Source organism: Flavobacterium fluviatile (assembly GCF_010645065.1).
Classification (GTDB): Bacteria; Bacteroidota; Bacteroidia; order Flavobacteriales; family Flavobacteriaceae; genus Flavobacterium; species Flavobacterium fluviatile.
This window is the reverse complement of sequence record NZ_JAADZW010000009.1, coordinates 59,919-73,425: the sequence shown is the minus strand read 5'-3', so window position 1 is coordinate 73,425 and position 13,507 is coordinate 59,919. Positions and strand designations below refer to the sequence as shown.

The 13,507-nt window shown below is 46.2% G+C and carries 18 protein-coding genes; 7 read left to right on the top strand and 11 right to left on the bottom strand.

Translation table 11 applies throughout. From position 1 onward, the window contains the following. Positions 1 to 84 precede the first annotated feature (84 nt). Positions 85 to 303 carry a hypothetical protein gene (locus GXM17_RS11380; RefSeq protein WP_163399460.1) on the bottom strand — a complete coding sequence of 73 codons (219 nt, stop codon included), beginning with the start codon at positions 301 to 303 and terminating at the stop codon, positions 85 to 87. A 718-nt stretch (positions 304 to 1,021) separates the two neighbouring features. Between GXM17_RS11380 and GXM17_RS11375 the strand changes: the two genes are divergently transcribed. From GXM17_RS11375 to GXM17_RS11345, 7 genes are all read left to right on the top strand, one after another. After that, entirely contained in the window at positions 1,022 to 1,432 is a 411-nt protein-coding gene (locus GXM17_RS11375) for a single-stranded DNA-binding protein (RefSeq protein ID WP_163399459.1), read from the top strand. A 65-nt stretch (positions 1,433 to 1,497) separates the two neighbouring features. After that, positions 1,498 to 2,571, top strand: coding sequence for a DUF932 domain-containing protein (locus tag GXM17_RS11370; RefSeq protein WP_163399458.1), 1,074 nt, complete (start codon positions 1,498 to 1,500; stop codon positions 2,569 to 2,571). A gap of 119 nt (positions 2,572 to 2,690) precedes the next feature. After that, a complete protein-coding gene (locus tag GXM17_RS11365) occupies positions 2,691 to 3,356 on the top strand; it encodes a PRTRC system protein E (RefSeq protein ID WP_163399457.1) in 666 nt (221 codons plus the stop codon). Positions 3,357 to 3,372: 16 nt separating this feature from the next. After that, positions 3,373 to 3,591, top strand: coding sequence for a PRTRC system protein C (locus tag GXM17_RS11360; protein ID WP_035680809.1), 219 nt, complete (start codon positions 3,373 to 3,375; stop codon positions 3,589 to 3,591). A gap of 16 nt (positions 3,592 to 3,607) precedes the next feature. Continuing rightward, positions 3,608 to 4,792, top strand: a complete 1,185-nt coding sequence (locus GXM17_RS11355; RefSeq protein WP_163399456.1) for a hypothetical protein — start codon at positions 3,608 to 3,610, stop codon at positions 4,790 to 4,792. Beyond that, a complete protein-coding gene (locus tag GXM17_RS11350; protein ID WP_163399455.1) occupies positions 4,776 to 5,504 on the top strand; it encodes a PRTRC system protein B in 729 nt (242 codons plus the stop codon). The genes GXM17_RS11355 and GXM17_RS11350 overlap by 17 nt, the downstream gene beginning before the upstream one ends. Then, positions 5,501 to 6,304: a PRTRC system ThiF family protein gene (locus tag GXM17_RS11345; protein ID WP_163399454.1), complete on the top strand. Its 804-nt coding sequence runs from the start codon at positions 5,501 to 5,503 to the stop codon at positions 6,302 to 6,304. The genes GXM17_RS11350 and GXM17_RS11345 overlap by 4 nt, the downstream gene beginning before the upstream one ends. A gap of 230 nt (positions 6,305 to 6,534) precedes the next feature. On the opposite strand, the gene GXM17_RS11340 is transcribed toward GXM17_RS11345, so the two are convergent. From GXM17_RS11340 to GXM17_RS11295, 10 genes are all read right to left on the bottom strand, one after another. After that, a complete protein-coding gene (locus GXM17_RS11340; protein ID WP_163399453.1) occupies positions 6,535 to 7,086 on the bottom strand; it encodes a hypothetical protein in 552 nt (183 codons plus the stop codon). Between the two features lie 189 nt (positions 7,087 to 7,275). Then, complete coding sequence (locus GXM17_RS11335) at positions 7,276 to 7,704, bottom strand: DUF3872 domain-containing protein (RefSeq protein ID WP_163399452.1); 429 nt, start codon at positions 7,702 to 7,704, stop codon at positions 7,276 to 7,278. An 11-nt stretch (positions 7,705 to 7,715) separates the two neighbouring features. Beyond that, positions 7,716 to 8,276 carry a conjugal transfer protein TraO gene (locus GXM17_RS11330; protein WP_163399451.1) on the bottom strand — a complete coding sequence of 187 codons (561 nt, stop codon included), beginning with the start codon at positions 8,274 to 8,276 and terminating at the stop codon, positions 7,716 to 7,718. Positions 8,277 to 8,295: 19 nt separating this feature from the next. Beyond that, positions 8,296 to 9,189 carry a conjugative transposon protein TraN gene (gene traN, locus GXM17_RS11325; RefSeq protein WP_163399450.1) on the bottom strand — a complete coding sequence of 298 codons (894 nt, stop codon included), beginning with the start codon at positions 9,187 to 9,189 and terminating at the stop codon, positions 8,296 to 8,298. Between the two features lie 6 nt (positions 9,190 to 9,195). Next, positions 9,196 to 10,497, bottom strand: coding sequence for a conjugative transposon protein TraM (gene traM / locus GXM17_RS11320; RefSeq protein ID WP_163399449.1), 1,302 nt, complete (start codon positions 10,495 to 10,497; stop codon positions 9,196 to 9,198). Between the two features lie 4 nt (positions 10,498 to 10,501). After that, complete coding sequence (locus GXM17_RS11315) at positions 10,502 to 10,771, bottom strand: nitrogen regulatory IIA protein (protein ID WP_163399448.1); 270 nt, start codon at positions 10,769 to 10,771, stop codon at positions 10,502 to 10,504. Between the two features lie 19 nt (positions 10,772 to 10,790). After that, positions 10,791 to 11,219 carry a hypothetical protein gene (locus GXM17_RS11310; protein ID WP_163399447.1) on the bottom strand — a complete coding sequence of 143 codons (429 nt, stop codon included), beginning with the start codon at positions 11,217 to 11,219 and terminating at the stop codon, positions 10,791 to 10,793. Between the two features lie 10 nt (positions 11,220 to 11,229). After that, complete coding sequence (traK, locus tag GXM17_RS11305; RefSeq protein WP_163399446.1) at positions 11,230 to 11,853, bottom strand: conjugative transposon protein TraK; 624 nt, start codon at positions 11,851 to 11,853, stop codon at positions 11,230 to 11,232. Positions 11,854 to 11,865: 12 nt separating this feature from the next. Further along, complete coding sequence (gene traJ / locus GXM17_RS11300; RefSeq protein ID WP_163399445.1) at positions 11,866 to 12,861, bottom strand: conjugative transposon protein TraJ; 996 nt, start codon at positions 12,859 to 12,861, stop codon at positions 11,866 to 11,868. Between the two features lies 1 nt (position 12,862). After that, positions 12,863 to 13,495, bottom strand: a complete 633-nt coding sequence (locus GXM17_RS11295) for a DUF4141 domain-containing protein (protein WP_163399444.1) — start codon at positions 13,493 to 13,495, stop codon at positions 12,863 to 12,865. Positions 13,496 to 13,507: the final 12 nt, after the last annotated feature.

Below are 13,507 nucleotides of genomic sequence, written 5' to 3'. Positions count from 1 at the left end.
ATAAGAGGCGCTTTGCCATTTGGGTTAGGGTAAAGGCAATACGTTCAATGAATCTTTTATTGACCTATATGCCCCATATAAATATTATCCGTTTATTTTCTCCTTATGATATTCCTCGAGCCATTTTTCCATTTTTTGCAATAGCTGGATTTCTTTAGGGTTGCCGGCCGGATCTAAAAGGCCCGTTATGCTCCTTTTGTAATTGAATTTCTTGTCCTCAAAAAGGCAGGTGAACTTAGGGAATTCATTGTGGGAGACAAGCCATTTGTTCTGATCGGTATTTGTAATTGTAAATTTTTTCATGTCTAATAATCTCCCCAAAGCTGCCTGCAGGCAAGATTGCTTTTTTTTAGGTTTTTGCTGCTGGATATAAGCGCAAAATTAGCGTATTTATTGCAGTGGTTCAAGTATCTGTTTCAGATCGGGATATTTTTTCATGCCCTTTAGTATTCGTTGATGCAGCCTGATTAATATTAAAGACGGCAGACGAATGTTAGGCCTTATGTTGCAAGTAGCATTTACTGGTAAGCCTATGGGTTTCTTAAGAGTTAATTCACCCGGGTGCTTACTGCTTTTCTTCAGGGCTATCTTTATCCATACTATCCCAATTGCTTCCCTTTTCTTTTTACCCGAGACCCAGTATGCTTTTGTTTTATTTCAGGAGCAAAGGTAGTCCGTGTCCTGAAGCCAAAGCAAGGCCGGGCCTTTCAGGTCTTGCTGAAAAATCTCCACCCCTCCGGGTTGTATTTTTCAGCAGAGCCTTGCTTTTGCCGGACACTCACCTTTTTACGCTCATGAAACAAAACATAGCATACTCCGGCTCTTTAGACGAATAAAAAAAAATGTCAGAAATGAAAATTGAAATATTGAAAACTGCAATGATGAAACAAAACAGCGCCTCCTCTCATTGCCGAATAAATTTCAAAAAAAATTAAAAAAAAGCAACAGGTAAAAAGTAAAAGGCGGGCGGAAAAAAAGGCAGGCGAAAAAAAAATAGTAAAAATTTTTAAAATTAGAAATCATGAACATTACAGCAAGAGTGACAAAAGATGCGCAGGTTCGCACATTGTCAGACAACAGACAGGTAGTCAATTTTTCAGTAGCAATCAACGACAGCTACAAAAACAGACAGGGCGACAAGGTAGAGCAGACCACTTTTTTTGAATGTGCCTACTGGATCAGCCCTAAAGTAGCCAGTATACTGACCAAAGGTACCGTAGTGGAACTCACAGGAAGGGTAAGCGCAAGGGCATGGACGGGAAATGACGGAGAGCCTCGTGCAGGGCTTAATTTCAACGCATCGAACATCAAACTGCACGGGGGCGGGAAGAAACCCGAAGGTACACAGGTTGTAAAAACTGGGCAGACTTCCGAGCAGGGAGAAAATAAAAAGGTCACTGCAAAAGAGCCCGAGGACGACATGCCATTTTAGAGGCAAAACCCACGATAACTAAAAACCATTATCCAATCATATTATAAATTTTAAAATCAAATATCATGGCACATAATATTAATTACAACAGTCAAACAGGAAATTATTCTTTTTTCAGCGTGAAAGAGAAAGCGTGGCACGGGCTTGGGCAGATCGTGGAGCAGTACCCGACAAGCGCCGAAGCCATTGCACATGCAGGGCTTGATTACGAGGTGGCTAAAAGCCCCCTTTACACAAAGGCTTCGGGCATTGTTTTGCCTGCGGGCGGTATCGTAACGGAAAACAGCGAGCTTGCAGTCCCTGACTGTTTTGCCACCGTGCGCACCGATAATAATGCGGTACTGGGCGTTGTAGGGAAAGACTACCATATCGTACAAAACCGTGAAGCGTTCCGTTTCTTTGATGCCATTGTAGGCGGGGGCGAGGGCATACTGTACGAAACGGCAGGGGCGCTCGGGCAGGGTGAACGCATCTTTATCACCGCTAAACTCCCTGACTATATTCGTGTGGGCAAAGGGGATGACGTTACCGAAAAATACATTTTCCTGACCACCTCCCACGACGGGAGCGGAAGCATCACAGCGGCTTTTACCCCTATCCGCATCGTATGCCAAAATACGCTGAATGCATCGCTTCGCTCCATGAGCAACGTGGTGCGCATCCGCCACACCTCAGGGGCAAAACAGCGCCTTGATGATGCCCACAAAGTCATGGGACTGGCAGACACGCTGACCACGCAGTTGGAAGGCATTTTCAATGAGTGGGCAAAAGTAAGGGTAAGCGATAGCGAGGTTAAAAAGCTTATCCAACTGGCACTATGCCCAAATAAGGAAACGTTGGATTTAATCAAAAAAGGGGCGGAGCAGGACGTTTCAACCGTCTTTAAAAATACCGTGGAGGATGCTTTTGCCTACGCAATGGCAAGCGAATCACAGCAGATGGAAACCACTAAAGGCACGCTTTTCGGGGCTTACAATGCCGTGACAGGCTACTATCAGAATGTACGAAAATATAAAGACGAGCAGGCCAAACTGCAGTCCATTGTCATGGGGGGCACAGCCCAGGAAAAAGCCCAAAAGGCATTTGATTTATGTACGGCTTTTGAAAAAAGCGGAGCGGAAATACTAAACCTTAACTAGACCCTTACAGGCGGTCGCCTTTCGGGGCGACTGCCTTAAAAACAACAGGAATATAAGTGCAGTTACAGACCCTGCACATAAAAAGGAACAAGCAAAAAAAATTCTAAAATTTTACAGCGATGAACACCAATTTTTTTAATCAGGTAGCGCAGTTGCAGGTCACAGGCGATTTGCACATAACAATAGCTAAGGGCGCAGAGAACAGGCTTATCGTACTGGTCATGCTTCAAAACGAGAATTGCACCGACAGCGCCAAGCACAGCATACCGCCCCTGAACCTTACAGGAACAGCGGAAGAACTTGACCATGGTTTTTTTGAAAATATAACCACGCCCATGCAGACCGCCTCAGGTCTGATGGTCGATATGGAAGGCTATATGAAACAGTTGGAATCCACCAGAAAACAGTCGGCAATGCAGAAGGAAAAAGCCGACACCCAAAAAAAGGAAACCGATGCCAAAGACAAAAAGTACACGGATGCCATGGCAAAAGCCGACGAACTGGAAAAAGACGGCAAATTCCGTGAGGCATGGATAAAAGTGCCTGAAATACATGAGTTTCCCTTTAAGGCGGAGGAGATACGCAGACGCAAATCCGAGCTTTCGGCACAGTTTGCGCCCGACCTTTTCGGCAGTACAGCAGAAAAGTCAGCACCCGAACCGCCCCGAGAGGCACTTTTTCCAAATTATCCCGATGAGGTCGAAGACCCCCAAACAGAAGGGGAAGAAATGGAATCAGAGGAAACGGAATACTGGGAGGACGACCCCGAAGAGCAGGGATATTAATCTAAAAAACGAAATCATGTTATTAGCGACACAATTACAGCGGGTCTTTATACTCAAAGACAAGGGGCAGGAAATCAGGCTTTCCGACCCTGAACCGAGATGGAGTACCGAGGCGGTACTGAATTTTTATGCACCGACCTATCCGATTTTGACAACCGCCAAAATATCCGCCCCTGCCATCAGGGACGATGCGGTCGAATACCGATTTGAAACGGTAATGGGGACAAAAGGATAACCAAAATTTAAAAGTCATGAATCATGCAAAAGACAATTATATCAGGGACAGTAAAACTGCCCGTGCAAAAAAGACAAAAACAGCTTCACGAACAACTAAGCGGGTTTATGCACTGGATGCAGAAACCCAAAGACTTAAGCGAGATACAGAAAGACAAACGCCTCTCAGTGCCTGTGCAGATGCTACCGATGGTTTTTTAAAAGTTTCTTTTCTGCCTAAATTGCAATTGAGCAAAACCCTGCAGGCTGGTCAGGAATCTGCAAAAATGCAGTCTGATTTTTATGCCTCCCTTGACCGTCTTACGGCACATTACGGTGTTTCGCCAATGCCGACCCATCATTTGGAATATCCCTATAATATGGCACTCGCTGTATGGGATTTGGAGCAGAAGCTGAAAAATAGTGTGGCTAACTTTCAGGAAGTAAAGGTATTGCAGGAGGGTTTTAAAACCTATCTGGTCAGCGAGGAAAAATTCAATACAGGCACAACCCTGTATTATATCCCGACCCATCCGATTTATCAGATGCTCAAAGACCCTGAGCGCAAAAAAAATGCGCACCTGCTCCTTTCGGTCTGCTCTTATCTGTACCATATTGCAGGGATTCCATACTACAGGGAGCAGGGCAGTTACCTCTACTGGCTCTATGAAATGCACAGGGAATGGACGGAGCAGGACGAGGACAGGGAGGAAAACGAAAGGTACATTCGGGAGTTTGACAAGGCGGAATTTATCGGGGACTGTATGGGAGGCAAGATTTCGAATGCAATGAATTTAAAGGTGTTTGAAAAGCGCCTGAATGCTTTTAAAAGCCATGATGCATTTGATAATGATTGCAGTCGTTTGGCGGATAAAGCCTATGAATTATACAGACAGTTTCTCAATGAAAGCATTTTCCGAAATGCACCGAGACATGAAGGATATGAAGACGAAGAAACGGAAAACGAGAGCATCGGGATGGAAAAGTACATTTCCTTTATATCGGACACCAAAGGATGGCTCTATGAAAGCCTTTCCGAGAGCATCAACAATGAATTTAACGAGTACGCTTCAATGGATGAGCCTACAATTGTAAAAACCTTTGACGGGCAGGAACTGACCCAATACAGCCTTGATTTTGAAAGCAGAATGTTTGCCCTTTTGGACGATCTCTGCGAATTATTGTATAACTACACACAACAACAAGATGAACACTTTAACTGATATAACCCAAGATTTCGGGACACTCTACCAACCGAAATCCGCCCTTGTTTTTTATGAATCACAAGGAGCGGAGAAAGATATTTACTTCGAGCATTTTGATATGGACCAAAACGGCATGCCCATCAATGCGCACCCCCTCACAGAGCGTGAAGCCGAAGCGCTTGCAAAGGCGCTTGTAACCGAAAAGCAAAAGCAGACCGCCTTTTTAAAATCGGGCGGGATTCTGCCGACAAACATCCTGCACATCAATCCAAGCAGGGACAAAAGTGCTGTGATATGGTACACTAAATCCCAAAAGCGAAGTCTTTATTTTATAGAATCGCTGGGCATTCCGTGCCGAGCAGCGTATGTCCCGCCCATGGTCTGGCAGGCTACCAAAAACAGCCTTAGGGTCTTTGCGCTTTCGGGCAATAGAAGACCCACCGAAAAGACACCGCTGTACTGCGCCCCGTTTTTCAATGTCTATGAGGATGGCAGGGTCTGTATGGGTTCGGTCAATATCGACATTACCGAATCTGCCTGCGTGGAGGAGTTTACAAAGGCATGGGAAGATTATTTTTTCAACAGTTATTTCAGCCATTTAATGGGCGAGGTAAGTCCCGTAAAAGGAAACTGCGTGAGCCTTTGGAAAGACCTTGTCTCATCGGGCAGACCCTTTCCGACAGCCCTTTTAAAAACCAATAACAAAACACTTAAAAATCTATTGTCATGAAAACAGGCAAAACAAAAATGCATTTTACAGACCCGTATCTGATTAGCCCTACCAATCCCATTACGGTCAACCTCATAGGGGCAGGCGGTACAGGCTCCAAAGTGCTGACTGCCCTTATGGAAATGAACCACAGCCTTGTATCGCTCGGACATGCAGGGCTGTGCGTCCGCCTTTGGGATGATGACAGGATTACGACTGCCAATCTGGGCAGACAGCGTTTTGCGCCGAGTGAAGTTGGGCTTTACAAATCCGTGGCACTTATTAACCGTGCCAACCGCTTCATGGGAACAAACTGGAAAGCCGAAACGGTAAAATTTGAAAAGGATAATTTAGGAAAACTGCCCGCCAATGCGAGGGCAACTATTTATATCACCTGCACGGACAGCGCAAGCTCCCGTTTTGAGATTGCCGATATTTTAAAATACAGCAATCAGAGGCATCACAGGGATGACCCCAAATACTGGATGGATTTTGGCAATAGTCAATATACGGGTCAGGTCGTCTTGTCCACTATTGGCGATATTCTACAACCCAAGTCTGGGATTTTTGAAACGGTGGAGCGCCTGCCATTTGTGACAGATGAATTTGGCGAATTGCTAAAGCAGTCGGAAGCGGTGGACGAGACCCCAAGCTGTTCGCTTGCCGAGGCGCTTGACAAACAGGACTTGTACATTAATTCTGCCTTGGCGCAGTTGGGGTGCTCGCTTTTATGGAATTTGTTCCGTGAGGGGATGACAGCCAACAGGGGATTTTTCCTGAACTTGAAATATTTCCGAACACAGCCCATTGCGGTTGGATAAGCCCAAATCGGGCGGCAAAAAGACACTCCCTCCTTGGGTCGGGACAGTCTTTTTGCTTTAATCGGTGCAGCGGCTTTGCCAAAATGCAGTGCCCGCTATTTTACCAAACCCGCTGCGGTATTTTTAAGGGATGTCCGGCATCCCTTTTTTCGTTTGGGCGGGCTTCTTTTCTTTCTGCACAAGCGGCCAAAGAAAAGAAGCAAAAGAAGACCGCTTTGTTGCGCTGGATTTTATTTTAATTGTACAATCGGCTCTTTTTTCCAACGGGAAAAGCCTTCAAACAGATAGGCGATATTTTCAAATTCGATAAAGGCAATGAGTTCTTCTTTGCACTTTAGCTTAAAACCCCTGAAATGCTGATAATCTTTCAGCGGTATATCGGCAAGTTCCCCAACAGTTTTGATTTTTAAGGTTTCCAGTACGCCTTGCAGTCTTTTGCTGAACGGAAAAGCACTGCTGTAGAGCAGTTTCTGTCGGTCTTTTTTCGTTTTGTCATCTATGATGTCAGCTGGACTTGGATTTAATCTGCGTTTTAACTCCTGCAGTTTCTCAATATATTGGTCGATTTCTGAGAACAATTCCGTCACCGCTTTTACTTTATTATAGCTTTTGCGGTAAAGCTCACGGACATATTCTGGCGTGACCCCGTAAAGCTCAGCGGTCTGCCGGGGTGTCATCTTATCAATGAGCATTTTGCGCAGCACATCGTATTCCTTATCCGAAAGTACCTTTCTGGACATTTCGATATAAAACTTGTTGGTACGGTCTATAACATTTTTCATAAGCGATGGGTCAGGATCTCATTACTAAATATATACCGGACTTTCCGATTACCGCTAAGGTATTGATCTTTAAGCTATCGGGCAAATATTCTGGGCAACGGCACTGCCGGAAAATAAAACAGCCCAAAGATGCTCTTCGGGCTGTGATCCAATACGGATTTTTGTCTTGGCAGTAAGCAGGCAAATAACCTAATCACTGCTGTTTAACTCAAAGCTCAGCTGCTTTTCATTCCCGAAATTATCAGAAATCCACACGTCAAAGGACTGCGAAACGGCAGACTGTGAGGTGTAATAAAGTCTGAACTCTTTTGAATCCAGTGGGTATAGGTCATTGGGAAGGTAATGCGGCTGGTCGTAATACTGCAGTGTTCCTTTCCCGTCGAACTGAAAGTAACGGATAAAATAGCCTGTACCCGTATAGCTGTTATTTTGCGCTATGCTGATCCTTATCTCTACCGTATTGCCCCTGGCAATTTCTTTGGGCACCGGCATGACCTGTACTTCGAAAGGAAAGTCCTGCTGTATTTCCAGTTTAGCCTGATCGCAGGATAGTAATGTAAATGAGCACATCAGCACTGCCAGTAGCGCTCTTTTTATTCTTTTAAAAATTGCTATCATAATCTTGTGTTTTAGAAATTATATCGTAATCCCAGACCAGCTGACGGACGCAACTGTTCCAGATCAGTTCCCCAGACTGCTTTGATGCGTCCCTGCAGTAACAGGACAAAATGGTCGGACAGGTTGCTTTCAAGTGACAGCCGTACACCAGCCCCGTAAAGGAAATTGTCCTCACTTATTATTTTTGCCCCGTCCTGTAGCAGCGTCTCACCGCGGTTGATACTCTCATAACCCAGCACGGCAGCGAGTAATGCATTCAGGGCAAAATTCCTTCGGGTATCACCCATCAGGAAAAAACTGTAACCGCCTTCCGCTGTATAGGTTTCCAGTGGCAGGCGCAGAGCCTTGTACTTCGAATACTGGTGGCTGTATTCCAATGCCCATAACTGGTAATTGCCGTTTTTCCCGTTTAGGGTCAAGCCCAGGTTCAGGTAATAATTACGCCATCGAATATCGCCGGATAGGGTTCCGGAATTAATTTCGAATCCTTTTTGTCCAGGGATCATGCGCTGTGCGTGGGTCATAATAATGCCGGTCATTACCAGCATCACTGCATAGATATATTTTTTCATTTCTCTAGTTTTAGGATTGCTACAATTTCAGGTGCATGTCATTGATCAGCCTTGCTTTTACCAGATCTGAATTTTCCAGCTCCAGTGTCTGGTGCCTGCCTCCGTTTTTCTCGAAAATCTCAATTAGCAACAGCTTGTCATCAGCGATGGTAAACTGGTCCAAAAGCAGCACATTCTGGTCTGTGTTCTTTCCCGGAATCTCCGTAAGGGGCTTGAACATGCGAAGCGGTACCAGTGTTATTTGCTGCGCGGCAGTGCGTCTGGCTGTTTTTTTGTCTATCACCTTGAAGCTCATAAAATCAATGTCGAAAGGGACATTGGTTCGGTTTTCAAGCTGCGTATGAAAATAATACCTGCCATTGTGGATATAAATTCCCTTTAAGCTGAATTGTACGCCGAAACTCTGCGATGCAATGTGCTTTAGGATTCGCTTGTTGTTTTTGTAAATGGTTTGCAGAATTAGCGCTGCCAGTGAGGGCGGGGTTTTCCCGAGCTCGTCGAAGAGTACATCGCTTGCTCTTGCTTTGTCCATTGACTTCTGTATGGTGACAAGGTCATAGCTGAGGGTGGGCGGGTTGGAGCTGTACTGCACAGTAAAACTATAAAAACGGCCATCATCGGTAATTACTGAAAAGTTCGTTTCTTCTTCAAAATTCTTGACCGATGACTTGACGCGCAGGACATTTGCCGCATCCTCGGCCTTTCCGGCAATCAGGTGCTCGCTTCCAAGATCCACATATCGGATAGCCGAAGGGAAAATAAGATGCGAAGTTTTGTCATAGGTAACCTGCATATGGTAGGGGTCTATCTTTCCGAAATCAAGGTTTTCGGTTTGGTTTTCCTGCGCTGATGAGGTCAGTGAAAAGGCTATTAAAAGGGCTGTAGCCCAAAATGTTTTGAAATGATTTTTCATAATAATTTATTTAGGATTGCTGTTATTTTTAGACACCAGAAAGACCTGATGTCCCGCTTTCAGGGTCACTTTCGGCGTCCTTACTTTTTTGGAGAAATAGCCCGAGATGCCCTGGACTATGCCCCGGCTCAAGTCAGCGGCCATCTGCTGGCCCGCAGACTGTGTCATCATTAGGCTCGTGCCGGACTGCTGGCTCATATTGCCCGCCATTTCTGTAAGGGCATTCCTTTCGGCAGAATAGGGAACTGCTACTCCCTGCTGTCCGTCCAGGTCATAAATGGTGATGTCCACCGGGATAATAATACCATCCAGTTCGATTGAGGTGACTTTGAGCTGCAGGCGTCCTTCCTGTATCTTGGCATTCGCCGTAACGATTGTGCCTGTTGCCAAGGTCAGACCTGAAAGCCGGGCAGGCTCCAGTAAACGAAGCGAAACGCCAGCTTCCCCGATAATGGTCTGGGTCTGGTGTACGCAGGCACTGACGCTGTTTTTTGGTTGTTGCACCTCTTCTGATTTACCTGTGGTATAAAACCCGTGGTTACCATTTTTATCCCAGCCCGCCAGAAAAGCGCTGTCTGACGGTTGGCGGTACAGCGTGGATACCCTGCTTTTTTTTGCGGGAATTAATGCTTCAAAAGTCTCCTTTTGTGACTGTGCAATCGGCGCGGCATTATTTTTGCCTAAAGGCTCCACTGGACTGGATCCGGATGGAAGGTACTTGGCGGCCATCTGATAGGATTTTTCCATAAGCGCCAATTGGTCATCAATAGTGGCAGGGACCGGAACATCCTTTTGGGCGAGTTCCTCCTTGAGCTCCTCGAGCTCCCTGCGGAGTTCTTTTGTCTCCCCGTTGTCTTGCTGATAAAAAGATCCGAGCGTGCTTTGGGCACTACGGTAGCTGTTCAGTGCCGGATTGTTTGGCCCTTCCACCTGATCAGGCAAGGCTTCTTTCTGCTGATCGCTATCCTCATGCCAGTAATCGGACAGCGTTGTTAACGCGTTCTTTTTTTGCTCTTCTTTGTCTTCGAGCATTTCCTGCTCATACGCTTTCTCCTTATCTGCCTGCAGTATCGATTCGCTTGCCTGCGGCACGCTGTCGTTCAGCCCGGGGTTTTTGATCTGCTTTTTATCTGTCGAAGGCTTAAAGATCAAGTACATACAGCCGATGCAGACAATACCCATCAGGGTAAAAATCAGCGGCTTTTTCAAACGCTCTACTGCCGTCTTTTTCTCATAAGGCAAAAACGAGGTATTGCTCTGGCCAGTCCCCTCTGAGAGAAGGCTGACCTTTTTCTTAGTGTCTTTCATAATCTTATTGTTTTAAAATAGGCTTTATGGGATCCTGCAAAGGCGCCGGACTTTGTTTTCCTGACCGGGCGGGGTTTTCGATATGGTCTACAGCCATGCTATTTCGGGCAGCTGCAGTATCACGGCAGACATTGAAAATGACAACTCCGGTCAGCAGCACGTACGCTGCAAAAAAATACCGTATCACCAGGTGCTGCCTTTTTAGAGGCATCGCTTCCCAGTCCTTGTCAAGCTTTTCCAGCCACTGGTCTATTTTTGTTCTTAAATTTTTCATAACGTTCTTATTTTTGTTTTCATAGCTTGAAACGTTTAGCGGATTTATCTGCTTTTTGCTCGTGTTCTTCACTCACCAAACCGACTGCCTGAGCTGCGCTCGGTGCCGATAGCACAGACAGGTTTGTCAGTTCCGATTTTTTCAGCAGCTGTCCAAATTGGTCTTTCCTTGAAACCTCCATTGCGCTTAGGGAAAATTTTCCGTCAAGGTATTTTACCAGCATAATGCATCTTACACTGGGCTTGTCCGTGCCCGACCATTGCAGGTAGCCTGTCAGCAGCAAGTCCTCTTCGGGTAAACAGTCTGCTTCTTTTCGGCAGCTTTCAAGGTATTCCCCGATGCTGTCTTTGAGTTTTCCGGCATGCGCACCCTGCGTATGGAAATAGCCATTATATCCTTTGTCAGTCAGGATTCTCGCGAATGCGTCTAAGTCTAATAATGCTTCCATGAGATTTTTTTTAGCGTTCAATGACCTCTATGTCCCTGTTTTCAACCACCGCAAACTTTTCAATAGTAAAGCCCTGCGGGTTATTGTCAGACCGCACCGAGTTGACCAGTAGGCAGGATGTAACCAGACTGCGCCGGGTCACATTGCTCGAGCGTATTATAATCTGCCGGGCATAGCTTCTCACCGCATACGGGTACTTCTCGAAGTTGCAGACCACGCTGTCCATCTCGATACGCTGCTGTACATTACCTGATATGATACGGCTGTAATAGCCTTTCTCCAAAAGGTCTTTGTAATAGTCAAAGGCGCTTTTATCGGCAAGGTTAAATGCCCTTTTCATGTTGCTTTCGATGGCATTTTTGTCCGGTGCCAAGGTAAAGAACAGCTCGTGAAAGCGCCTTACGTGCTCGCGGGCTTCAACCGGACGGTTGATCGAGGCGTCCTGGGCAAGTGCCAGCATGAGCGATTTGCCATTGTCCAGCACATAAATTTTCTGGCGCTGCAGCTCAGCAAAACCGTACGATTTCCAAAGGGCGTATCCGGTCACCGCCGCGCAGAGCCCGGCAAACACGATAGCGTAGAGCCTGATCTGCCTGAAACTGTTTTCTATATTTCTCAGTGTTTTAAATTCCATTTTATCGAATATTTATTTATTAATAAGCCTTCCGGCAATGTTGCCTGCGGCCGAACCTGCTCCGGCGCCTGCGATATTTCCGGACTTCATGGCGGTCTGGTGGATGTTTCGTGAAAAATTTCCTGCGCCTCCTGCCTGTATAATCCAGCCTGTCACCGTCGGAATAGTAAAATAGCCCACGATACCGATGATCATAAAAATGATGTACACCGTGTTTGACGTGTCAGGAATGAAAGAGGGATCGGCAAGCATTTCAATGTCCCTTTCAATGATCAGGGACTGGATCCGGGCCAGCATCGAGCTGAACAGGTCCGCTACGGGAAGCCAGAGATAAACGCTGACGTACCGGGTAATCCACTGGGTGAGTGTCGACTCAAAGCCGTCCCAAACTGATATGGCAAATGCAATAGGGCCAAGGATCGAGAGAACAATCAGAAAGAAAGTCCGTATGGTATCGATAACCAGCGCTGCAGCCTGAAACAGTATTTCAAGCATGTTGCGAAACCATTCTTTTATTATTTTCTCTATATGATAGGTCTGCCTGTCCATATACATTCCGGCCATAGTCCCGATATCCGAAGGAGACCAGCCCAGCTCGTCCAGTTTCTTGTCGAACTCCGCATCCGATACCATATAGGCTGTCTCGGGATTGCGGATCATCGCTTCATGCTCCAGCTGGTCTTTTTTTGCCTGCAGATCGTTCAGGTCCAATACCTGATCTTCCAGAATGCTGTGTGTTCCCTGGACTATCGGGCTTAATACGGCATTGATTGTGCCCAGTACAATGCTCGGGAAAAACATGATGCAGAGCCCAAGTGCAAAAGGGCGCAGCAGCGGGTAGACATCAATAGGTTCTGCCCGGCTGAGCGCCTGCCAGACCTTCAAGGCCACAAAAAACAGCGCCCCGAGCCCTGCAAGTCCTTTTGCCACTGCCGCCATATCGGCGGAGAGTGGCAGCATCTCATCATAAAGTGAGCGGAGGACCTCGTGAAGATTATTAAATTCCATATCACCAGTATTTTTGGTCAGGAGTGCCGTAAAGCTCAAGCACCCTTTTGGTGCTGTTCTGCTTTTTAGCCCTAAGAATACTGACCGAAATATTCTTGTTGGTGTAGTAACGCACCAGGCTGTGGTATTCTTTAACCTCCTTGTATACGCGGTCAACAATGTCCATACGTTCCTTATCACTGAGCGACAAGCTTGATGAGGTTACAATCTGCTTGAGTTCTTTCAAAAGCTCGGTACTCTCTCCCAGCAGCGCCGAATACCCCTTGGCAATAGCGGATAGTTCCCTTGCCGAAAAGTTAGGGTCACTGAGCATCCTGCCGAAATTCTGTACATACATTTCCGATACATCGCCCACCAAGAGCACTGTCTGCTGTACCTTGCGTGCGTCTTTTACCAGATTGTTGATGGCCTGCAGCTTATCATAATATTCCTTGCCCTGCTTGTACACCTTTTCGACTTCCTTGAAGTTTTTAACCACATTGCTGACTGTTGAAGAAGTCTGTATGATCTCGTTTGCGCTGTTGAGAATGCCCGAGGCAAGATTGGCCGGGTCGGTAACCACGAACTGCGCTTTTGCTGATGGAGCACACGCAAGCATAATTGCCAGTGGCACCATGAATAGTATTTTTTTCATTTTTATAAGTTT

Bases quoted from the DNA above. Each gene is read 5' to 3' on its own strand.
- GXM17_RS11380 (WP_163399460.1), bottom strand. From the start codon at position 303: ATGAAAAAATTTACAATTACAAATACCGATCAGAACAAATGGCTTGTC.
- GXM17_RS11375 (WP_163399459.1), top strand. From the start codon at position 1,022: ATGAACATTACAGCAAGAGTGACAAAAGATGCGCAGGTTCGCACATTG.
- GXM17_RS11370 (WP_163399458.1), top strand. From the start codon at position 1,498: ATGGCACATAATATTAATTACAACAGTCAAACAGGAAATTATTCTTTT.
- GXM17_RS11365 (WP_163399457.1), top strand. From the start codon at position 2,691: ATGAACACCAATTTTTTTAATCAGGTAGCGCAGTTGCAGGTCACAGGC.
- GXM17_RS11360 (WP_035680809.1), top strand. From the start codon at position 3,373: ATGTTATTAGCGACACAATTACAGCGGGTCTTTATACTCAAAGACAAG.
- GXM17_RS11355 (WP_163399456.1), top strand. From the start codon at position 3,608: ATGAATCATGCAAAAGACAATTATATCAGGGACAGTAAAACTGCCCGT.
- GXM17_RS11350 (WP_163399455.1), top strand. From the start codon at position 4,776: ATGAACACTTTAACTGATATAACCCAAGATTTCGGGACACTCTACCAA.
- GXM17_RS11345 (WP_163399454.1), top strand. From the start codon at position 5,501: ATGAAAACAGGCAAAACAAAAATGCATTTTACAGACCCGTATCTGATT.
- GXM17_RS11340 (WP_163399453.1), bottom strand. From the start codon at position 7,086: ATGAAAAATGTTATAGACCGTACCAACAAGTTTTATATCGAAATGTCC.
- GXM17_RS11335 (WP_163399452.1), bottom strand. From the start codon at position 7,704: ATGATAGCAATTTTTAAAAGAATAAAAAGAGCGCTACTGGCAGTGCTG.
- GXM17_RS11330 (WP_163399451.1), bottom strand. From the start codon at position 8,276: ATGAAAAAATATATCTATGCAGTGATGCTGGTAATGACCGGCATTATT.
- traN (WP_163399450.1), bottom strand. From the start codon at position 9,189: ATGAAAAATCATTTCAAAACATTTTGGGCTACAGCCCTTTTAATAGCC.
- traM (WP_163399449.1), bottom strand. From the start codon at position 10,497: ATGAAAGACACTAAGAAAAAGGTCAGCCTTCTCTCAGAGGGGACTGGC.
- GXM17_RS11315 (WP_163399448.1), bottom strand. From the start codon at position 10,771: ATGAAAAATTTAAGAACAAAAATAGACCAGTGGCTGGAAAAGCTTGAC.
- GXM17_RS11310 (WP_163399447.1), bottom strand. From the start codon at position 11,219: ATGGAAGCATTATTAGACTTAGACGCATTCGCGAGAATCCTGACTGAC.
- traK (WP_163399446.1), bottom strand. From the start codon at position 11,853: ATGGAATTTAAAACACTGAGAAATATAGAAAACAGTTTCAGGCAGATC.
- traJ (WP_163399445.1), bottom strand. From the start codon at position 12,861: ATGGAATTTAATAATCTTCACGAGGTCCTCCGCTCACTTTATGATGAG.
- GXM17_RS11295 (WP_163399444.1), bottom strand. From the start codon at position 13,495: ATGAAAAAAATACTATTCATGGTGCCACTGGCAATTATGCTTGCGTGT.